This window comes from Marinimicrobium sp. ARAG 43.8 (genome assembly GCF_050113635.1).
GTDB lineage: Bacteria > Pseudomonadota > Gammaproteobacteria > Pseudomonadales > Cellvibrionaceae > Marinimicrobium.
The window spans coordinates 62,964-83,015 of record NZ_JBNJLT010000006.1 but is presented as its reverse complement, the minus strand read 5'-3'; the positions used below and the strand labels follow the sequence as shown (position 1 = coordinate 83,015).

At 57.4% G+C, this 20,052-nt stretch carries 20 protein-coding genes; all 20 read left to right on the top strand.

Annotated features, from left to right (window positions below; all coding sequences use genetic code 11):
* The 20 genes from fliE (at position 1) to flhF (ending at position 20,043) form a co-directional block, all read left to right on the top strand.
* Positions 1 to 369, top strand: a complete 369-nt coding sequence (fliE, locus tag ACQCLF_RS12525) for a flagellar hook-basal body complex protein FliE (protein ID WP_426987764.1) — start codon at positions 1 to 3, stop codon at positions 367 to 369.
* A 35-nt stretch (positions 370 to 404) separates the two neighbouring features.
* On the top strand, positions 405 to 2,129 hold the full coding sequence (gene fliF / locus ACQCLF_RS12520) for a flagellar basal-body MS-ring/collar protein FliF (protein ID WP_426987762.1): 1,725 nt from the start codon (positions 405 to 407) through the stop codon (positions 2,127 to 2,129).
* A 70-nt stretch (positions 2,130 to 2,199) separates the two neighbouring features.
* The gene (gene fliG, locus ACQCLF_RS12515; protein ID WP_426988028.1) at positions 2,200 to 3,186 is read left to right on the top strand and encodes a flagellar motor switch protein FliG; all 987 of its coding nucleotides are present in this window, start codon (positions 2,200 to 2,202) and stop codon (positions 3,184 to 3,186) included.
* A gap of 44 nt (positions 3,187 to 3,230) precedes the next feature.
* Positions 3,231 to 4,058 (top strand): flagellar assembly protein FliH, encoded by an 828-nt coding sequence (locus tag ACQCLF_RS12510; RefSeq protein WP_426987760.1) that lies wholly within the window; start codon positions 3,231 to 3,233, stop codon positions 4,056 to 4,058.
* Entirely contained in the window at positions 4,055 to 5,551 is a 1,497-nt protein-coding gene (gene fliI, locus ACQCLF_RS12505) for a flagellar protein export ATPase FliI (protein ID WP_426987758.1), read from the top strand. Before ACQCLF_RS12510 ends, fliI begins: the two co-directional genes overlap by 4 nt.
* A complete protein-coding gene (gene fliJ / locus ACQCLF_RS12500) occupies positions 5,551 to 6,012 on the top strand; it encodes a flagellar export protein FliJ (RefSeq protein ID WP_426987756.1) in 462 nt (153 codons plus the stop codon). Before fliI ends, fliJ begins: the two co-directional genes overlap by 1 nt.
* Positions 6,013 to 6,132: 120 nt before the next feature.
* A complete protein-coding gene (locus ACQCLF_RS12495; RefSeq protein WP_426987754.1) occupies positions 6,133 to 6,438 on the top strand; it encodes an STAS domain-containing protein in 306 nt (101 codons plus the stop codon).
* A gap of 67 nt (positions 6,439 to 6,505) precedes the next feature.
* On the top strand, positions 6,506 to 8,212 hold the full coding sequence (locus ACQCLF_RS12490) for a SpoIIE family protein phosphatase (protein ID WP_426987752.1): 1,707 nt from the start codon (positions 6,506 to 6,508) through the stop codon (positions 8,210 to 8,212).
* 17 nt (positions 8,213 to 8,229) lie between these two features.
* Positions 8,230 to 8,574: an Hpt domain-containing protein gene (locus ACQCLF_RS12485; protein WP_426987750.1), complete on the top strand. Its 345-nt coding sequence runs from the start codon at positions 8,230 to 8,232 to the stop codon at positions 8,572 to 8,574.
* A gap of 166 nt (positions 8,575 to 8,740) precedes the next feature.
* Positions 8,741 to 10,189, top strand: a complete 1,449-nt coding sequence (locus tag ACQCLF_RS12480; RefSeq protein ID WP_426987748.1) for a flagellar hook-length control protein FliK — start codon at positions 8,741 to 8,743, stop codon at positions 10,187 to 10,189.
* A gap of 146 nt (positions 10,190 to 10,335) precedes the next feature.
* Complete coding sequence (locus tag ACQCLF_RS12475) at positions 10,336 to 10,869, top strand: flagellar basal body-associated FliL family protein (RefSeq protein WP_426987746.1); 534 nt, start codon at positions 10,336 to 10,338, stop codon at positions 10,867 to 10,869.
* A gap of 33 nt (positions 10,870 to 10,902) precedes the next feature.
* Positions 10,903 to 11,916 (top strand): flagellar motor switch protein FliM, encoded by a 1,014-nt coding sequence (gene fliM, locus ACQCLF_RS12470; protein ID WP_426987744.1) that lies wholly within the window; start codon positions 10,903 to 10,905, stop codon positions 11,914 to 11,916.
* Between the two features lie 31 nt (positions 11,917 to 11,947).
* Complete coding sequence (fliN, locus tag ACQCLF_RS12465; RefSeq protein WP_426988026.1) at positions 11,948 to 12,367, top strand: flagellar motor switch protein FliN; 420 nt, start codon at positions 11,948 to 11,950, stop codon at positions 12,365 to 12,367.
* Positions 12,367 to 12,708: a flagellar biosynthetic protein FliO gene (gene fliO / locus ACQCLF_RS12460; protein ID WP_426987742.1), complete on the top strand. Its 342-nt coding sequence runs from the start codon at positions 12,367 to 12,369 to the stop codon at positions 12,706 to 12,708. Before fliN ends, fliO begins: the two co-directional genes overlap by 1 nt.
* Positions 12,709 to 12,719: 11 nt before the next feature.
* Positions 12,720 to 13,553 (top strand): flagellar type III secretion system pore protein FliP, encoded by an 834-nt coding sequence (fliP, locus tag ACQCLF_RS12455; protein WP_426987740.1) that lies wholly within the window; start codon positions 12,720 to 12,722, stop codon positions 13,551 to 13,553.
* Between the two features lie 3 nt (positions 13,554 to 13,556).
* Positions 13,557 to 13,826 carry a flagellar biosynthesis protein FliQ gene (gene fliQ / locus ACQCLF_RS12450; RefSeq protein WP_426987738.1) on the top strand — a complete coding sequence of 90 codons (270 nt, stop codon included), beginning with the start codon at positions 13,557 to 13,559 and terminating at the stop codon, positions 13,824 to 13,826.
* A gap of 191 nt (positions 13,827 to 14,017) precedes the next feature.
* Positions 14,018 to 14,803, top strand: a complete 786-nt coding sequence (gene fliR / locus ACQCLF_RS12445; protein WP_426987736.1) for a flagellar biosynthetic protein FliR — start codon at positions 14,018 to 14,020, stop codon at positions 14,801 to 14,803.
* Positions 14,803 to 15,939: a flagellar biosynthesis protein FlhB gene (gene flhB / locus ACQCLF_RS12440; protein WP_426987734.1), complete on the top strand. Its 1,137-nt coding sequence runs from the start codon at positions 14,803 to 14,805 to the stop codon at positions 15,937 to 15,939. The genes fliR and flhB overlap by 1 nt, the downstream gene beginning before the upstream one ends.
* A gap of 457 nt (positions 15,940 to 16,396) precedes the next feature.
* On the top strand, positions 16,397 to 18,616 hold the full coding sequence (gene flhA, locus ACQCLF_RS12435) for a flagellar biosynthesis protein FlhA (RefSeq protein ID WP_426987732.1): 2,220 nt from the start codon (positions 16,397 to 16,399) through the stop codon (positions 18,614 to 18,616).
* Positions 18,617 to 18,639: 23 nt separating this feature from the next.
* The gene (gene flhF, locus ACQCLF_RS12430; RefSeq protein ID WP_426987730.1) at positions 18,640 to 20,043 is read left to right on the top strand and encodes a flagellar biosynthesis protein FlhF; all 1,404 of its coding nucleotides are present in this window, start codon (positions 18,640 to 18,642) and stop codon (positions 20,041 to 20,043) included.
* The last annotated feature ends 9 nt before the right edge of the window (positions 20,044 to 20,052 follow it).

Below are 20,052 nucleotides of genomic sequence, written 5' to 3'. Positions count from 1 at the left end.
ATGACTGACCGCGTTGACATCAACCGCTTACTGGTGGAAATGCGCTCTTTGAAGGCCCAGACCCAGGCGTTTCAAAAACCCGAGGGCCTGAATCCGGAAGCAACTTCCAGAGAGTCTGCCTTGCGAGTGGGGGAAGCACGCGACGTTCCCGGTTTCAGCGAAGTCATGAGCCAGGCGATCAACAAAGTCAACGATATCCAAAAAGCGTCCGGTGATTTGCAGGATGCTTATGAGCGGGGCGAAGCCGGCGTAGACATTACCGACGTCATGGTTGCTTCGCAAAAATCCAGTGTCGCTTTCCAGGCGACTTTGCAAGTGCGGAATAAACTGGTGGAAGCCTACCGCGACATAATGAACATGCCAATTTAATGGCACCGATCCTCTGACTCACGAGATAGACCGCGATGGCCGCATCGGATTCCGCAACCAACGATACCTTTTCCAATGATGGCGCAGGCGATCGCGGCAAAGGCAAGCGTGCCGGCAATGATTTAATCGAGGGTTTCAGCAACCTGAACCTGCTGCGTCAAGCCGGTTTGATGGTGGGGCTGGCGGCCAGCGTGGCCATTGGTTTTGCCGTAGTGCTGTGGACGCAGGGAGAAGAATACCGCCCCTTGCTGCCCGACCTGGACCCTCGGCAGTCACCCGATGTCGTGACGATTCTTGAACAGAATAAAATCCCATTTCGCATCGATCCGTCCACGGGCGGCTTGCTGGTAGCCACCGACAATATGCATACCGCGCGGATTAAATTGGCGCAGGCAGGCATTCCCAGAGACAACTCGACTGGCTTTGAACTCATGGACCAGGAACAGCCTCTGGGAACGAGTCAGTTTATAGAAAGCACTCGTTACCACCGGGCCATCGAAGGCGAACTGGCTCGCACGATTTCCAGCATGAACAATGTGCGCGGCGCGCGCGTTCATTTGGCGATTCCCAAGCGATCAGTGTTTGTGCGTGAGGTGAGAGAACCGCGCGCTTCGGTCTTTGTTGATGTCAACCCAGGGCGTGACATGGACGCCAGTCAGGTAAAGGCCATCGTCAATCTCGTTTCGTCCAGTGTCGCCGAACTCAAACCCGATGCCGTCACCATCGTGGATCAGCGCGGTGAATTGCTTTCCGCCAAAGAAGAGAACAGTGAGCTGCTGCTGGCAGACCGGCAGCGTGAATACACTCGTCGCCTGGAAGAGAGTTTTGTCCAGCGGGTGAATCGTATTCTCGAACCGGTGATCGGTGGTGACAATTTCCGAGCCGAAGTGACCGCGGATGTGGACTTTACCGCGACAGAGGAGGCCGCCGAAACGTTCAATCCCGATGTGCCTGCCATCCGTAGCGAACAAACGCTGAACGAGTCCCGGATCGGGGGAGAGGAAGCGGGTATTCCCGGCGCACTGACCAATCAGCCACCGGGTGTTAATGCGGAAGCGCCTGAGCAAGTGGACCCGGAAACGGGCGAGCCGCAAGGGGAACAGGCACGCCGTCAGGTTCGTGAGCGCGCTACCCGCAACTATGAACTGGATCGCACCGTCAGTTATACCCGATTCCAGCAAGGGAGGCTCGGGCGGTTGTCCGTTGCCGTCGTGGTGGATGACAAAGTACAGACCGATGCCGGTGGCGCTGAAACGCGCACACCCTGGACGGACGCCGAGCTGCAACGACTGGAGATGCTGGTACGTGACGCGGTGGGTTTTTCCGCCGCTCGCGGCGATAGCGTCAATGTTCTGAATTCGCCGTTCCGTGCCCGAAATCTCGGCGATTTCACCGCGCCGGAAGTGCCCTGGTGGCAGCAGCCGTGGTTATTTCCCTATCTGAAGCAGGCCGCCGGCATTCTCGTCATTCTGCTGCTAATCTTCGGTTTGTTGCGCCCGGTATTGAAAAGCCTGGCTCGCACCGGTGGCCGTGCCTCCGAAGAGGAAGAGGCGCGCGAACTGGCTGCTCTGGAAGAGTCCGGGCTGGGTGGTTACGATGGGCTGTCCGACGAGACGGTAACGCTGACCGGGGGAGCTCTGGGATTACCGGGACCGGAAGAAAGCTACGAGCAGCAGCTCAACGCGGTGAAGGGGCTGGTAGCGGATGATCCCGGCCGTGTGGCTCAGGTAGTGAAAAGCTGGATCAATCGAGACGACTGAGGTTTGAACTGTGGCAGAAAAAGCGGCGGCTCCGGCCCCTGACGCCAAACCGGCGACACCGGTTTCAAAACTGAACCATGTGGACCAGGCGGCCATTCTCCTGATGTCCCTCGGGGAGGCGGATGCGGCCGAGGTGTTGCGTCATATGGGCCCGAAGGAAGTTCAGCGTATTGGCGCAGCCATGGCACAAATGAAAAACGTTCGGCAGACGGATGTTCATGCGGTTCTGACCAATTTTCTCGAGGAAGTGCGTACCTTGACCGGGCTGGGTACCGACTCGGACGCCTACATTCGCAACATGCTGGTTACCGCTCTGGGTGAAGATAAAGCCAGCGGCCTGATTGACCGTATTCTGCTCGGCGGCAATACCACTGGCCTGGATACGCTCAAATGGATGGAGGCCCGCTCGGTTGCCGATGTTATTCGCAATGAGCATCCTCAGATTCAGGCCATTGTCGTCTCCTATCTGGACCCGGACCAGGCGGCGGAAGTCTTGAGCTTTTTGAGCGAAAAAATGCGGCTCGATATCATGATGCGCGTCGCTTCACTGGATACCGTGCAGCCCAGTGCGCTTCAGGAATTGAACGACATTCTGGAAAAACAGTTCACGGGCAACGCGTCCTCCCAGACCAAAGCCGTCGGCGGTTATAAAACCGCCGCGGAGATCATGAACCATCTCGACGGCAGCATCGAAGCCGATTTGATGGACGCCATCAAAGAGCTGGACGAGGATATGGGCAACCAGATCCAGGATCTGATGTTTGTATTCGACAACCTCAAAGATGTGGACGACCGCGGCATTCAAATGCTGCTGCGCGAAGTGTCCTCTGAGGTACTGATCGTGGCGCTCAAGGGCGCAGATGGTCAGTTACAGGACAAAATTTTCAACAACATGTCAAAGCGCGCGGCCGAGCTGCTGCGCGACGACCTGGAGGTCAAGGGCCCGGTGCGGCTTTCCGAAGTGGAGTCCGCCCAGAAAGAGATTCTCACGATCGCTCGACGGATGGCCGACGCTGGCGAGATTGTTTTGAGCAACAGCGGCGAAAAAATGTTGTAATGGGGCCATGCATCGCCGCGCTTGCCTGACCGGGTACTCTCTTCATGACCACCAAGAAACTCTCTAACCGCATTCCCGCCGAAGACCTTGAGGATTATCAGCCCTGGGTGCTGCCGCCGATCCATGGAGAGGATGATCGCGTGCTGCCCTCGACGCAGCGTGAAGCGCGCAAGCAGCGCGAGGAAGACGACAGGCGCCAGCAGGAAAAAATCGAAGACGTGGATTACCAGGGCGGCCATTCCGGAATGAGCGCCGAGGAAATGCAGCGCATTGTTGATGAGGCCGAACAGGCGGGACGCGAGCAGGGCTATCAGGCCGGTTTTGAGCAGGGGCGCGCGGAGGGTTATGACGTCGGGGAGAAAAAGGGCTGGGAAGAAATGCGGCAAAAACTGGCCGCAGAGCAACAGCGCTTTCAGCATTTGGTCCAAGCATTGCGAGATCCGCTGGCCGATCAGGAAGTTGCCCTGGAGCAGTGGCTGCTGGATACCGTGTGTGTACTGACCCGAAGCCTGGTGTCCCGTGAACTGCTGACGGATTCCGGCATGATACTGGATCAGGTGCGCGCCGCGGTGAGTGCGTTACCAGCCGGGGCCGAACATATGCGTATTTACCTGAATGCCGATGATCTGGCGCTGGTGGAAGCCTTTGCGGAGGAGCACCAGTTGGACTGGCAGTTCCACACGGACAACGCGTTATTGCCAGGCGGCTGTCGGGTAGAAACCGAGGAAAGCCGGGTGGACTTTTCGGTCGAACACCGCCTCTCCCAGCAACTTGAAGCCTTTGTCCACCGACAACTGGGTCGTGATACGGACGAGGACAGTGACAAGCCCGCGGAAGATCAAGCCCCGACGGACGGGGAGTTTTCGTCGTGAATTCACCAGAGGATCGCCGTTCGGCCCCCTCTGGCGTTGCCCCGTTATTGCAGCGGCTGCGCAGCTATTCCCCGGTTTCCCCGCCACCCGCTCCCCGCCCGGAGGCCGAAGGCCGTTTGACGCGTTCAGTGGGCATGACCCTGGAGGCGGTGGGGCTCAACGTCTCGGTAGGCCGCCAGTGCCAGGTCATTAATCGCGACGGCCGGTGCATAGAAGCGGAAGTGGTCGGCTTTGACGACGATATTGTGTACCTCATGCCGGTCAAGCGAGTGGAAGGGCTTCAGCCGGGTGCCCGAGTGATCCCGGTGGCCGGTCACCAGCAAATGCGCATAGGCCCGAAACTGCTCGGCCGGGTGGTCAACGGACTGGGTCAGCCGCTCGATGATGGCGGTGCTTTGCGCGGCGATGACTTTCTGGATTTCGCCCCTCACGATATTAACCCCCTCAAGCGTCATCCGATCAGCGAACCACTGGATGTGGGAATTCGCGCGATTAACGCGCTGGTCACCGTGGGGCGGGGGCAGCGACTGGGGCTGTTTGCCGGCAGCGGTGTGGGTAAGAGTGTCCTGATGGGCATGATGACCAAGTACACCACGGCAGACATTGTGGTCGTGGGCCTGGTGGGGGAACGCGGTCGGGAAGTAAAAGAGTTTATTGACCACATTCTGGGCCCCGAGGGTATGGCGCGCTCTGTGGTGGTGGCCTCGCCGGCGGATGATGCGCCGCTCATGCGCCTTCGCGCGGCGCAGTTGTGCAGTCGCATCGCCGAGTATTACCGGGACCAGGGGCGGAATGTCCTGCTGTTGATGGACTCCTTGACGCGCTATGCACAGGCGCAACGGGAGATTTCGTTAGCCATTGGCGAGCCGCCTGCCACGAAAGGTTATCCACCGTCGGTGTTTGCCAAAATTCCCCAGCTGGTGGAGCGGGCGGGCAATGCGGCGGAAGGCGAGGGTTCCATTACCGCGTTCTACACGGTGCTCTCGGAAGGGGATGATCTGCAAGATCCTATCGCCGACGCCGCACGTGCTATTCTCGATGGCCATATTGTGCTGTCCCGGTCGTTGGCGGAGGAGGGCGTATACCCGGCCATTGATGTGGAAGCGTCTATCAGCCGGGCGATGCCGAACATTGTGGATGAATCACACCTGAAGTCCATGCAGCGATTCAAACAGTTATTGTCCCGCTATGAGCAAAACCGGGACCTGGTGAACATTGGGGCCTACACCCCCGGTGCCGACCCGGAAACCGATGCAGCGATTGAGCGCTTCCCACACCTGCGGGCCTTTATCCAGCAGGGGTTGAATCAGTCAGTCCACCTGGCCGAGAGCCTGACGCATTTACAGCGCACGCTCGAGCCGAATGGCACTGGCCGGGCGGCGAATGTGCCGCTGCGCGGAGCACCAGCCCGAGGTAATGCGGCCAGTCAGGAGCCCGCGCCGGCCCGTAACCGCGGCCCTCTGGCGGCGCAACACCGCGGTAGCGACCACTAATGGCGGCGCGGCGTTCGGAGCGGCTAGCGGTGGTGCTGCGCATCGCTGAGCGCGAGGAACAGGCCGCCGCCAGTCGTCTGCGGGAGCGGCGGGACCACGTTGAGCGCGAGCAGCAGCAGTTGGCCCAGTTGGAGGCGTACCGCGGGCAATACTTTTCCGATTACCGAGAAATGACACGGGGAGTGGACGCCGCCACGCTACAGAGCTACAGTGGGTTTTTGCAACGGTTGGGGGACGCTCTGGCCGGTCAGCAGCAAAAGCTTGCCCAGGCTCACCAGTGGCTCGAACAAGGGCGGATGGAGTGGCAGCGTCGCTACCACCGCCGATGCTCCCTTGAGGAGATGATTAAACGGCTGCGCCGCGAGGAGTTGTCAGAACAGGATCGCCGCCAGCAGAGGGAACTGGATGATCTGGCCGGGCAGCGTCGCCACGGCCGGGGTGGGGCGGCGCGAAAATTCTGACATCACTGGGGAATTCGACTATTCTTTAAAAACGTCCGCTCCAGGCCGAACCCCTCCAGGAGCTTACTGGTAGCCCGTATTTGGGCAGGCAACGACAGTGTATAGGGATGAGAAAGCGTTATGGCCATCACTTCCACCTTATCCGCCGATGGAACTCTCCTGACCATTTACATTCAGGGGCGTTTTGATTTCAGTTCGCATCAGGATTTCCGCACTTCCTATGAAAGCCTGGATCCGCCGGCGGAGCGTTATCGCGTGGACCTCAAAGATACGATCTATCTGGACAGCTCCGCACTGGGAATGTTGTTGCTGCTGCGCGATTACGCGGGTGGGGACAGCGCTCATATTGAAATCCGCAATTGCAGCGCGGATGTCCGCAAAATCCTGACTATCTCCAATTTTGACCAGCTGTTCGATATCCAGTAAATGCCATTGATCGTTCACGGAGGTCGCCCGGTCTGGTTGGATTATCCCGCGGTCTGGAGCAGTGCGTATGACGGCTGACACGCCTCTGACTATTCTGGTCGCCGATGACGCGGAGCCGGATCGACGTATTCTGGAGGCCATTGTGGTTCGCGATGGCCACAGAGTGGTCAGTGCCAGGGATGGACGGGAAGCCGTAGCGGTTTTTGAGCGCGAACGACCCGATCTGGTGTTACTCGACGCATTGATGCCGAATCTGGACGGTTTTGCCGCCGCTCAGCAGATCAAGGCGCTGGCGGGTGAAGCGCTGGTGCCGATTATCTTTCTGACATCGCTCACCGATACGGAGTCTCTGGTGCAGTGCCTGGAAGCGGGCGGCGATGACTTTCTCTCCAAGCCTTACAATCACATCATTATTCAAGCCAAGATCCGGGCCTTCAACCGCATGCGGGCCATGCACGCCACGATTCTGGATCAGCGCGATCAAATCAGCCGCCACCACGAGCATTTGTTGCAGGAGCAAACGGTGGCCAAACAGGTGTTCGACAACATTGCCCACAGTGGCTGCCTGGATGCCAATAACGTCAAGTACTACCTCTCGTCGCTGGCGGTGTTCAACGGGGATATTCTGGTGGCTGCCATGCGGCCTTCAGGCAGTATGATGGTACTGCTCGGCGACTTCACTGGCCACGGATTGCCGGCGGCCGTGGGGGCTATCCCGCTGGCGTCTACCTTCTATGGAATGGTGGGCAAAGGCTTTGCGATGACGGACATCCTGCGGGAGATCAATGAAAAACTGAAGAGCATTTTGCCGGTCGGTATTTTTTGTTGCGCCACCATGGCGGAGGTCAACTTTCGGCAGCAGCGTGTTCGAGTATGGAATGGTGGTTTGCCACCGGGGTATTTTCGTCGTGCCGGAGGGGCAACCGAACCGATTACCTCGACACACTTGCCTCTCGGCGTATTAGACAGCGCGGCTTTCAAAGGCGATCTTCAAACGTACCCCCTCGCCTGGGGGGACCGCTTGTATTTGTGGTCAGATGGTATCCATGAAGCGAGGAACGCTCAGGGAGAAATGTTTGGTGAAGATCGCTTGCAAGCGGTATTTGATGAGTCGTCAGACAACGATGAAACGCTGTTTGATCGGCTGTTACAGAGAGTGTGTGATTTTGTGGGCTCCAGAGACCACCACGACGATCTCTCGCTGGTAGAGGTTCGCATGGATCGGCCGGAAAACATAAACGCCGTTGCGGCGGAGGCAGAGCGTCGAAACCGCTCCACGCTCTCTGAGTGGACCATGAACTTCGATATCCTGGCCTCCAGCTTTCGGCAATTCGACCCCATGCCTCTCTTGCTGAATATTCTGGTGGAGGTGCCGGGTCTGCGCCAACACAGTGGTACCTTGTACACCATCCTCTCTGAGCTTTACTCCAACGCTCTTGAACACGGGATTCTGGGGTTGGATTCGTCGCTCAAGGAAACCGTCGAAGGCTTTGGGCAGTATTATGAACAACGTCGTGTGCGCCTGGCCGCAGTGAATGACGGATTGATTCAGATACACCTCTGGCATTGCACCACGGAGGATGGCGGGATTCTACGCATTTCTGTGGAAGACAGTGGCGAAGGCTTTCGCGGGGGCGCGTCTCAAACGGAAACAGTGCCTTCCCGTTATAGTGGTCGGGGGCTCGCGCTGGTGGAGAAACTGTGCGATTCTGTTCAATACCTCGGTGAAGGCAGCCGGATTGAGGCGACCTTTTCGTGGCGCACTGATGATTGATTGAAGAGGTTTCGCCCATGAGTTCGGATAACCGCCTGAACAGGGATATTCTGGAAACATTGCAGGATGTGATGGAAGATCAGTTCCCGGTATTGATCGAAACCTTTCTCTCGGATTCCGAAGATCGCATCCGGCAGTTACAGCGGGCAATCGCCTCGGGAGAGGCCGACATGGTCCGCCGGCAGGCGCACAGCTTTAAGGGCAGCTGCCACAATATCGGTGCGGAACGACTGGGCAATCTTTGTGCTGGGATGGAGCAGCGTGGCCGCGACGGCGAGCTTGACGGCCTGGAACAGCTGCTGGTCGAAATCCAGAACGAGTTCTCCCGCCTTAAGCCGATGTTGAAACGCTTCTCGGGGTGACCCATGTCCGTTGGGCGGTGGCTGTACGAAGAATAGCCTGCCAAAAAATTGACGACGTGATGCATTGGCATCAACATTGCTATCTTCTCTCCAGCGACCGGGAATTTGCCCGGATTCAATGACCGGGCGGCAAACTCTTGCCGCCTGTATTGCCGGAGTGGTGTGGATGCCAACGCAAAATAGTATCGCCGATATTCTCTCTGTGGGTTCGCGGGTGGACCAACACCGACCCAGCGCTCGGGCCAGCGATGGTGGTGCCGCTTTTCAACAGGCATTCCGGCAATCCGACCCCAGCCAAAACCGCCCGGTTTTTAAAGAGCCTTCAGCTCAGAAGAATGGAGAGCCCTTAGCCCAGAATAGAGAGCCTTCAGCGCGGGGTAGGGAGCCTTCAGCGCGGGGTAGAGAACCCTCCAAAGCGTCCTCGGCTCATGCCTCTGACCGACAGGTTCACTCCCGGCAAGAGGCTTCCCCCCAGCGCGCCGACGCCGCTACAGCAAATGAATCTCAACCGGGTAGGGCCGACGCTCCGAATGAGGCGGTCTCCAAGAGCGCGGAAAACACCCCCGTCTCCGACCTCGATGCCAGCGCCATTTTGCAAAAACTGTCTGACGGTGAATGGGAAAATTTAAATGAGAATATAGACGCCATACTGAGCGAACTGAAAACCGCGTTGGACGCTGGCGAGCTTCCTCAGGAATTGACAGCGGCATTGCAGGATTTGCTCTCAGACCTGGAAAGTGGTGCCCCTCTGGAGGATATTATCGCGGGGCTGGACGCCATTCCGATCCATTCATTTCCCCAACTGGCCAGCCAGTTTCCGGGTGCGCAAACCCTGAAAGATGTGTTGGGACGAAGTGGCGCGGCTTACCTCGCTCAATTGGGTGCCATGTTACCCACGCAGCAGGTGTCCTCAGAGCGCCCATCGTCCGCCTCGCTACTAACAGTCTCTCAGGGAGCGGACGCAGAGCCCTCGTCACTGGACCAATTACTTGCGCTGAATAAAACCATTGCCTCCGACCCTAAAGCGGAAAGGGGGGTGCTGATGGAGGCGCTCCTTGCGAAGGTGAGCGGTGAAAACGCGAAGCCTCATGAAGCGACGGCGTCCTCCTCTCAAAATGTGGCCGCCACCGCGCAATTGGAAGGCGGCAGTCGGGCTCAGCCACTATCGCCGGCTGAACGGCAATTCACCATTCAGTCCGAAGTGCGGGTGCCAGTGGGTCAGGCACAGTGGGGACAAGCCGTTGGCGAGCGGGTGCTTTGGCTGGCCAGTCAGAAGCTGGGCAGTGCTGAATTGCGTCTTGACCCCCCGGATCTGGGACCCGTTCACGTTCGAGTCAGCAGCCATAACGACCAAATCAGCGTCACGTTTACCAGCCCTCAGACAGGCGTGCGCGAAGCACTGGATCAAAGCGCCAACCGGCTGCGCGAGATGTTCTCCGAGCAAGGGCTCAATCTGGTGGATGTGAACGTCTCCGACCAGTCTGGCGAGCAGTCGCTGGCCGAGGATGGCAGCCGTCGCGGCGGAGGCACCTCGGGCAGTGAGGAGGACAGCGAACCCGAGAACGGGCAAGTGACCGTGCTGCGCTCGAATTATCTGGTGGATCACTACGCCTGAATCTCCGTGTTGGATAAAAAGCGCTTACCCGAGCGCTTGCCCGTCTTCCCCGCCTGTGACAGTATCGCTACTTTGCGCGCTGTGCCGTAATTGGCACGGCGCTTGCTCACCCTCCTATTGGTAAGAATGAGTGACGGAATTTTGGCATGGCCGAAGAAGAACGAGAACTGACTGAGGAAGAACGGACGGAAGCCGACCGAAAAGCTCGTCGGAGCCGGCGGATTAAGCTGGCGGTTCTGGGATTGGTGCTGATCCTCTTATCGGTGGGTGTCACCCTCGCTTTGTTGCACTTTTTAGGGGAAGAACCCGCATCGCCAACCGATGCGGAAGCGCAGGCAGAGCCCGTGGAGCCCGCTGATCAGAAGGCGATATATTTTCCATTAAAGGAAAAAATACTCATCAATTATGAGGTCAAAGGGCGGCAGCGTTTTCTGCAAACGGAAATTACTCTGATGTGCCGGGATAATGCCGTGCCTGCTGCATTAGAGCAGCACTTGCCGCGGGTACGAAATGACTTGATCATGTTGTTCAGCGGGCAGCGCTTTGAAGATCTGCAAACCCCGGAAGGCCGAGAGTTACTGAGGCAAGATGCGTTGCGGGTGGTGCAATCGATCATGGACGAAGAAATCGGGCAGCCCGGCGTGGAGCAAGTGCTTTTTACCAGTTTTGTCATGCAGTAATTCGGCGATTAACCGGCGCTAAGGTAACGGATCGTGCAAGACCTACTCTCACAAGATGAAATCGATGCGTTGCTCCACGGCGTGGACGATGGCGATATCGACACGGATGATGATCTCGACATCGATCCGGTCAAAGCCTACGACCTGACCAGTCAGGACCGTATTGTCCGCGGACGGATGCCCACGCTGGAAATGATCAACGAGCGTTTCGCGCGTTACACGCGAATCAGCATGTTCAATATGTTGCGTCGCACGGCCGATGTTTCTGTCGGCGGCATTCAGATCCAGAAATTCGGCGAATACGTCCACACCCTTTATGTGCCCACCAGCCTCAACATCGTAAAATTCCGCCCCTTGCGCGGTAATGCGCTGATCATTCTCGATGCGCGCCTGGTGTTCAAACTGGTGGATAACTTTTTTGGCGGTGATGGTCGCCATGCCAAGATTGAAGGCCGGGAATTTACGCCCACCGAGTTGCGCGTGGTGCAAATGGTACTGGATCAGATTTTTATTGATCTCGGTGAGGCATGGAAGGCCGTCATGCCCATTACCTTCGAGTACATCAACTCCGAAGTGAATCCGTCGCTGGCGAATATCGTCAGCCCCAGTGAGGTTGTTGTGGTCAGCACCTTCCATGTGGAGCTTGATGGCGGCGGCGGTGATATGCATATCACCGTGCCGTATTCCATGATCGAACCGATTCGTGAAGTGCTTGACTCGGGGTTGCAAAGTGACAGCGATGAGCAGGACGAGCGCTGGGTAAAAGCGCTGCGCGAGGATGTGCTCGCCGCTCAAGTGGATCTGGAATGCGATATTGTGCGGCGCGAGATTACCCTGCGGGACATTATCAATCTCAAGGCCGGGGACGTTATACCCATGGAAATGCCCGACCACCATGTGGTTACCGCGAATGGAGTGCCCATGTTCCGCACACGCCTGGGCCAGATTCGAGGCAATCTGGCACTGAAAATCAATGGCTTGATCGATCACAGTTCGGCCTACAACATTACGGCAAATGAAGGGGGTTCCAGTGGCGAACGAGAATGACACCCACGATGGAGAACAGGATCAGGACGCCATGGCAGCCGAGTGGGAAGCGGCCATGCTGGAGCAGGAGACGGTCGACGAGAAAGGCACTGATAGCACCGGGAGTGTTGACGCCCAGATGTCGGACGCCCAGCAGGATGTAGACCGGGTAGCCCTCGATGAACTAACCGAAGATGAGCGCCCCAATACCAACCCTGATCTCGATGTGATTCTGGATATTCCGGTTTCCATTTCGATGGAAGTGGGACGCACGTCCATAACCATCCGCAACCTGTTGCAGTTAAACCAGGGGTCAGTGATTGAATTGGACCGTCTTGCGGGTGAGCCACTGGATGTTCTGGTGAATGGCACATTGATCGCGCACGGTGAGGTAGTGGTGGTCAATGAGAAGTTCGGTATCCGCATGACCGACGTTATCAGCCCCTCCGAACGTATCAAGAAGCTGCGCTAATGGAAGGCGGTGCCGCTACCCAGTTGTTGAATATCGCGCTGAGCCTGTTACTGGTGGTCGGTCTCATTCTGGCGCTGGCCTGGATGCTGCGCCGTTTTGGCCACGGTGGCCCCTTTAATCGTCAGACTATGAAGGTAGTGGCCAGCCTGCCGCTGGGAACCCGCGAGCGACTGATGCTGGTGGAGGTGGGAGGGCAACAGCTTTTGCTGGGGATAACGCCTCAACAGATTCGCACCCTGCACGTTTTCGATGAACCGATTATCGAAGCGACGGACACAGTGACTCCGGATTTCCGCCATCGGCTCATGACACTGATGAACAAGAACCCCCCGCAAGAGTGATGAGCCCTGCCATGGTTTCACCTCGCTCCTATTTAACGCGCCTGTTAACGCGCCTGCTATTGCTCGCCATGCTGCTTGGTCTTTCGGTATTGTCGCAGGCGCAGGACAGCGAACCGGAACTGGCCACCCCTCAACAAAACAGTGTGGGCGGTGCGATCCCGGCCATCCCCGGTTTGCCCGCCCTGACCGTGACGACCAACCCGGACGGCTCGGAAGAGTACACCGTTACGTTGCAGATCCTTGCGATCATGACGGCGCTGACCTTCCTGCCTGCCATCCTGTTGATGATGACGTCCTTTACACGCATCATTATTGTCTTCTCCATCCTGCGCCAGGCGCTGGGGTTGCAGCAGTCACCCTCCAATCAGATATTGATAGGGCTTGCTCTGTTCTTGACGCTGTTTATCATGCAGCCCGTGCTGCAACAGGTGAACGCCAACGCGCTGCAACCCTACATCAACGAACAAATCAACGCCCAGACAGCTCTGGCCAGAACCGCGGAACCGTTTCACAGCTTCATGCTCGCGCAGACAAGGGAGTCCGATATCTCCCTGTTCGTAGGCATCGCCGGTAACCCGGAAATCCAGACACCGCAGGACACACCGTTCAGTATTCTGGTGCCTGCCTTCATTACCAGCGAACTGAAAACCGCCTTCCAGATCGGCTTTATCATCTTCATTCCTTTTCTGGTGATCGATATCGTTGTGGCCAGTGTATTGATGGCCATGGGTATGATGATGCTCTCGCCGTTAATTATCTCCCTGCCGTTCAAAATCATGCTGTTCGTCCTTGTCGACGGGTGGGCCATGTTGATCGGCACACTGGCCGCCAGCTTTGGAGTCTAGAGCATGACACCCGAAGTCGTTATGGACCTGTTTGCCGACGCCCTATACCTCACCGTCCTGATGCTAATCGTCATCGTCGGGCCGGGCCTTGTGGTCGGTTTAGTAGTCAGCATGTTCCAGGCCGCCACCCAGATCAACGAACAAACGCTTAGCTTCCTCCCGCGCCTGCTGGTCACCCTGTCGTCGGTCATGATCGCCGGCCCCTGGCTGCTGCGGGAATTCATGGACCTGTTCAACCGCTTATACACCAACGTCCCAAACCTGATCGGTTAACCAAAAAATGGTTCAGAAATAGAACGTGACATTATCTCTGAGGCTTTGGTGGTGGTGACGCTTTCCAAACCCTCACTTCAGGGAAGAAGTGGGGGAGCTACAGGGACGTATCCATCGCGTTTTGGAAACGCAGGCCTCCATCAGAGCCGGACTCTCTACACCGTTAAAAGAGCCCATACCACAATACAGCTATGAACGAACTGGTCCTGAGCGAACAACAACTCATGCAATTCATCGGTCAATACCTGTGGCCGATGATCCGCATCAGTGGCCTGTTCCTGGCGATGCCCATCATCGGAGCACAAACGATAACCGCACGGGTAAGAGTCGTGCTCGCCGTATTCACCACATTACTACTCGCCCCCATGTTGCCCCCGCCGCCCGCGATTGACCTGGTATCGCTGAACGCCATGACACTGATCGCCAAAGAGCTTTTGATCGGTGTAGCCATGGGTTTTATCCTGCAAGTATTCCTGCAAGTATTCGTGCTCTCTGGAGAATTTGTCGCCATGAAAATGGGTCTTGGCTTCGCGGCCATGAACGACCCATCCACGGGTGTCTCCACTTCAGTGCTGTCCCAGTTTTACTTAATGTTGGCAACACTGCTATTCCTCAGCTTCAATGGACACCTCATTCTGATTCAGATGCTGGTTGACAGCTATGTAGCGCTTCCTTTGCAAGGCGCGGGGCTGAGCGCAACACAGTTTGCAGCCCTTGCCAGCCTCGGTACCTGGATGTTTAGTGCCGCGTTAGTGATTGTGCTGCCGGTGTTCACCGCCATTATGATCATTAATATGGCGTTTGGCGCGATGAATCGTTCTGCGCCGCAAATGAACGTCTTCACCGTTGGCTTCCCGATGACACTGATTTTTGGACTGCTGGTGATGTGGCTGGCCCTGCCGGCATTTCTGCCAGTATTTGAAGTGCTTAGCCAAGAGGCCTTCCGTTACGTACGAGAGATTATAGGAATTCCCTGATGGCCGAAGAAAACGACAGCAGTCAGGAAAAGACAGAAGAGCCCACGGCGCGAAAACTTGAAAAAGCACGCGAAGACGGCCAGATTCCCCGATCCCGAGAACTGACCACCACCTTTTTGTTGCTCGCCGGAACCATTGGCCTGTTAATATTTGGTCCTTATATGGCCGGTAAACTCGCCGGCATTCTCCAGTTTAACTTCGCCATTGAGCGGGAAGTCGTGTTCAGCACCGACGCCATGCTCGAGCACCTGACCGCTTCCCTTTACCACGGCACCCTCAGCATGATGCCCGTGTTCGGGCTGTTATTGCTGGCGTCCATCTTTGGCCCGATCGGCCTTGGCGGCTGGTTATTCAGCAGCAAAGCCATGGCGCCGAAAGCCAGTCGAATGAACCCGATATCCGGCCTGAAGCGCATGTTCTCGCTCAAAGCGCTGGTGGAGCTGGCCAAAGCCCTGGGCAAAGTGTTACTGATCATGGCGGTGGCTGTTGGCCTGTTAATAGTGCAACAACAGGATATGCTGCGATTATCCGATCAGGAACCGGCAACAGCCATCAAAAACTCTGTGTGGCTCAGTGCCATTGGAGCCATTGCCCTTGCCGCCGTGACCATCGCCGTGGCGGCCATCGATATTCCCTTCCAGATCTATGAAAACAACAAAAAATTGAAAATGACCAAACAGGAAGTGAAAGACGAAATGAAGGACACCGACGGCAAACCTGAAGTCAAAAGCCGCATTCGTCAATTACAACGGGAAATGGCCCAACGGCGCATGATGTCCGAAGTGCCCAAAGCCGATGTCGTCATTACCAACCCGACACACTATTCGGTAGCGCTTAAATACGATCCGGATTCGATGAACACGCCGGTGCTGTTGGCGAAGGGGGCGGATCAGACCGCAATGAAGATCCGGGAGATCGCGCGGGCGCATGATATCCAGATTATGGAATCGCCAATGTTGACGCGGGCTATTTACCACACAACGGATTTGGAGCAGGAAATCCCTCAGGATCTGTATATGGCGGTGGCGCAGGTGCTGGCTTATGTGTTCCAGTTGCGTAACTATCGCAAGGGCAGGGGTGAGCGCCCGCAGTATCCACGAAATATCAAAGTGCCCCGCAACATGCAGTTTGATTAGCGCTGCTGAGATTTTCCGGTCCAGAATCCGTCATGCGTGATGATACGTATGAGGCGGATGCAGCGTTGGTTGTTCGGAGACTCTTGGAGGCATGGATGCCGACATGAAGCCCCCATGGATGGGTTCACGGCGGGTCTCCGAACAACCAACGCTGTAGCCGCCGGGCTGTACTTAGGCACCGAGCGTTTTATCTGGCTCCAGCGGCTGCGGAGTAGACCGGCTGGAGACCCGCCGTAAATACTTCCCTGTAGGCTTCATGTCGGCATCCATGCCTCGGCTTTGGCTCCTGCGTCGCTCTACCACCTACATCCTTGTAGGCGTCCAAGAGTCTCCAACCGGTCTACTCCGCATCCGCTTATTCACGTAATTCAATAGAGTTGTCTGTGAAAAACCATTAATGGTATAGATCTTGCGATAGGTCGCTCAGAGATTGAAAACCGTCAAAAAAGCGACCTCCATGGCATTACCCAGCTTCAGCCAACTTCGTAACTTCGACCGGGGCAACGCCGTCCGGCAGATCCGTGGCCTCGGTCGTGGCAACCTCGGCATTCCCATCCTGTTGCTGATGCTCCTGGGCATGATGATCCTGCCCATTCCACCCCTGATGCTCGACGCCTTTTTCTCCTTCAATATCGCACTGTCGCTCGTGGTATTGCTGGTCAGCGTCTACGCCATGCGACCGCTCGATTTTGCCGCTTTCCCCACCATTTTGCTCGTGGCTACTCTCCTGCGGTTGGCACTCAACGTTGCCTCCACCCGCGTGGTGCTGCTCAATGGTCACGAAGGCGGGGATGCCGCCGGTAAAGTGATTCAGGCCTTTGGGGAAGTGGTCATCGGCGGGAACTACGCGGTGGGGCTGGTCGTGTTCCTGATTTTGATGATTATCAATTTTATCGTGGTCACCAAGGGTGCTGGCCGGATTTCCGAGGTGAGCGCCCGGTTTACGCTGGATGCCATGCCCGGCAAACAGATGGCCATTGATGCGGACCTGAATGCGGGGTTGATTGATCAGGAAGAGGCGCGCGAGCGACGTAAAGACGTCGCCAGTGAGGCAGATTTCTACGGGGCGATGGACGGTGCCAGCAAATTTGTGCGCGGGGATGCCATTGCCGGGATTTTGATCCTGATCATTAACATCATCGGTGGGCTCGGCATCGGTATGGTCCAGCACGGTCTGGACTTTTCCACCGCGCTGCAAAACTACATTCTGCTGACCATTGGTGACGGCCTGGTCGCTCAGATTCCCTCGCTTCTTCTGTCCACCTCGGCGGCGATTCTGGTGACGCGGGTCAACAGTTCCGAGGATATGCGCGAGCAGGTGATGAGCCAGATGTTCGCCTCGCCCAAGGCGCTGGCTATCTCCGCTGGCGTTTTACTGCTGATGGGCTCCATTCCCGGTATGCCGCATTTTGCGTTTCTCGGCCTGGGTTTACTGTGTGCCGGGTTGGCGTATTTTATTTATTGGCGCAGCCAGCAGCCTGAGCCGGTGGATGACACCGGTCAGTTTTCCCAGCGTGAGCGCGCGGGCGATAGCGGGCGCGGTGGTGGCGCTACGGTGTCGTCACCGCAAGGCAACACGGCGTCGTTGCCGCCAGCGCGTGAAACGGCCGAGCTGGACTGGGACGATGTGCAGCCGGTCGATATTATCGGTCTTGAGGTGGGGTATCGCCTCATTCCCCTGGTGGATCGTGCGCAGGGTGGGGAATTACTGGGCAGAATTAAAGGTGTGCGGCGCAAGTTGTCACAGGATATGGGGTTTCTGATTCCGTCCGTGCATATTCGGGATAACCTCGATTTACTGCCCAACGGTTACCGCATTAGTCTGATGGGTGTGCCCCTGGCGCAAGCCGAAGTTTACGCCGATCGCGAAATGGCGATTAACCCCGGACAGGTGTTTGGAGAGCTCGACGGGGCAAAAACCAAAGACCCAGCCTTTGGGCTGGATGCAGTCTGGATTGATGCTTCCCAGAAAGAAAAAGCCCAGACACTGGGTTATACCGTAGTGGATGCGAGTACGGTCGTGGCCACCCATCTCAACCAGCTGTTGCAACAACACACGTGGGAGTTGCTCGGCCACGAGGATGTGCAGAAGCTGTTGGACATGCTGGCTCGCACCTCCCCTAAATTGGTGGAAGAGCTGGTTCCGAATACGGTGTCACTCAATGTGCTGCTGAAAGTGTTGCAGAATCTTTTGCGCGAGCGTGTGCCAATTCGCGATATGCGATCGATTGCGGAAGCGTTGGCCGGCAGTGGCGGAAAGAGTCAAGATCCCGCCACTTTAACGAGCCTGGCTCGGGTGGCACTGGCTCGTCAAATCGTACAGGGCATTGTGGGCTCTGATGCAGAGCTGCCCGTCATCACACTTCAGCCCGAGTTGGAACAGTTATTGCTCAACACCATTCAACAGGCACAGAAATCTGGCGCCGATGAGGGCGCCTTTATTGAGCCGGGGCTGGCCGAGCGGTTGCGGCAGTCGCTGCAGGAAGCCGCACAGCGGCAGGAAGTGGCCGGTAAACCGGTGGTTTTGCTGGTAGCGGCACCGCTTCGCAATGTGCTGGCCCGGTTTGCGCGCAACAGCGTGACGGACATACACGTTTTGGCTTATACCGAAGTGCCTGAGAACAAACAGATTTCCATCGATGCCAGCGTGGGTGCCGGCAACACGGCCAACCGCTAGCCCGGTTGAATGAGGAGTAGACAATGCAGGTAAAACGATTTCTTGCAGCCGATATGCGACGCGCGCTGGAAATGGTCCGTCAGGAACTGGGTCCCGATGCGGTTATCCTTTCGAGTAACCGTACCAAAGACGGTGTCGAATTGCTGACGGTGCCCGCTACGAACGCTATCTCCGAGCCCTCTGCGCCCGAAGCCCCAGAACCGGTTGCTCAGGCCGGCCATGAGGTGACAAGTGCCAGGGCGGCCGCCTCTGAGTCCGAAGATATCGTCGCCCAGCTAATGGCGCGCTCCAGCCAGCACCGACAGCGTGAGCTGGAAGCCTCCGCTCGCGAGTTCCTGCAACCCAACCAGCGGGTTAATGCCGGAATACCGGTGCGTCGCTCACTGCTGGAAGGGCAAGCCAGCGGGGGGGCGAACGCCATTGATGATTTGGAGGTCCGTCGCGCCCGTTCCACGAGCGCTGCGCAGCGCTATGGTCTGCGGGATGAGTCCGAGCCTCCTTCAGCACCCGTTGAGGACACCCGACTGGAAACGCTGCAGGTCGAGCTGGCTGAAATGCGGTATTTGCTGGAAGAGCAGCTGTCCCGGATGATGCCGACAGACGATGGACCACGCTCCCCGGTACACTCCAGTGTGGGGCGGCGCCTGGAACGGTTGGGATTGCCCGCCGAAGTCAGTGCGCAAGTGCTTGAATCCATCCCGGAAAGCCAGGCGTTGGGGCAGTCCTGGACATCCGCTCTGGCGCAGCTGTCTCGCCGGATTCCTGTGCAAGGCAACGATCCCGTCAGTCGGGGCGGCGTATTTGCGCTGGTGGGGCCCACCGGGGCCGGAAAAACCACCACGATTGGGAAGCTGGCTGCCCGGCACGTTATGTCCAAGGGGGCCGGAGAGGTGGCTCTGGTGACGCTGGATACTCATCGCATAGGTGGACACGACCCGTTGCGTTCCCTGGCGCGCGTATTGGGGGTCACCTTGAAAGTGGTCGAGGATCGCGAACAGCTCGGCTCAGTGTTGTACGGTTTGCGTCGTCATTCGCTTGTGCTAATTGATACAGCAGGCTTCCGGCCAGGTGACTCGCGCCTGACGGAACAGTGGGAGGCGTTGCTACGCCAGCCTCACATCCAACCGCTGTTGGTATTGCCGGCCAACAGCCAGCCCGGGGTTCTTAAAGCCGTTCTGCACGCTTACGGCGATGATGCGTTGGCGGGGTGTGTGCTGAGTAAGCTGGACGAGTGCGCCAGCCTGGGAGAGGCACTCGGCGTGGCGGTGCAGGGCGGGGTGCCAATCGTCTATACTACGGACGGCCAGGACATTCCCAAGGATCTGGAGGTGGTCAGACCCCATCAACTGGTGACTCGGGCGGCGGGATTGATCAGCCGACCGGCAGGTGATCGCCCTGTGTCTGCATCGGGTGCGCGAGCTATATAATGACATTGC

Excerpts from the sequence above, each read along its gene's own strand:
- ACQCLF_RS12485 (WP_426987750.1), top strand. The coding sequence starts at position 8,230 with ATGAGTTCGGATAACCGCCTGAACAGGGATATTCTGGAAACATTGCAG.
- flhA (WP_426987732.1), top strand. The coding sequence starts at position 16,397 with ATGGCATTACCCAGCTTCAGCCAACTTCGTAACTTCGACCGGGGCAAC.
- ACQCLF_RS12490 (WP_426987752.1), top strand. The coding sequence starts at position 6,506 with ATGACGGCTGACACGCCTCTGACTATTCTGGTCGCCGATGACGCGGAG.
- ACQCLF_RS12480 (WP_426987748.1), top strand. The coding sequence starts at position 8,741 with ATGCCAACGCAAAATAGTATCGCCGATATTCTCTCTGTGGGTTCGCGG.
- fliJ (WP_426987756.1), top strand. The coding sequence starts at position 5,551 with ATGGCGGCGCGGCGTTCGGAGCGGCTAGCGGTGGTGCTGCGCATCGCT.
- flhF (WP_426987730.1), top strand. The coding sequence starts at position 18,640 with ATGCAGGTAAAACGATTTCTTGCAGCCGATATGCGACGCGCGCTGGAA.
- fliE (WP_426987764.1), top strand. The coding sequence starts at position 1 with ATGACTGACCGCGTTGACATCAACCGCTTACTGGTGGAAATGCGCTCT.
- fliF (WP_426987762.1), top strand. The coding sequence starts at position 405 with ATGGCCGCATCGGATTCCGCAACCAACGATACCTTTTCCAATGATGGC.
- flhB (WP_426987734.1), top strand. The coding sequence starts at position 14,803 with ATGGCCGAAGAAAACGACAGCAGTCAGGAAAAGACAGAAGAGCCCACG.
- fliO (WP_426987742.1), top strand. The coding sequence starts at position 12,367 with ATGGAAGGCGGTGCCGCTACCCAGTTGTTGAATATCGCGCTGAGCCTG.
- ACQCLF_RS12475 (WP_426987746.1), top strand. The coding sequence starts at position 10,336 with ATGGCCGAAGAAGAACGAGAACTGACTGAGGAAGAACGGACGGAAGCC.
- fliQ (WP_426987738.1), top strand. The coding sequence starts at position 13,557 with ATGACACCCGAAGTCGTTATGGACCTGTTTGCCGACGCCCTATACCTC.
- ACQCLF_RS12510 (WP_426987760.1), top strand. The coding sequence starts at position 3,231 with ATGACCACCAAGAAACTCTCTAACCGCATTCCCGCCGAAGACCTTGAG.
- fliR (WP_426987736.1), top strand. The coding sequence starts at position 14,018 with ATGAACGAACTGGTCCTGAGCGAACAACAACTCATGCAATTCATCGGT.
- fliN (WP_426988026.1), top strand. The coding sequence starts at position 11,948 with ATGGCAGCCGAGTGGGAAGCGGCCATGCTGGAGCAGGAGACGGTCGAC.
- ACQCLF_RS12495 (WP_426987754.1), top strand. The coding sequence starts at position 6,133 with ATGGCCATCACTTCCACCTTATCCGCCGATGGAACTCTCCTGACCATT.
- fliP (WP_426987740.1), top strand. The coding sequence starts at position 12,720 with ATGGTTTCACCTCGCTCCTATTTAACGCGCCTGTTAACGCGCCTGCTA.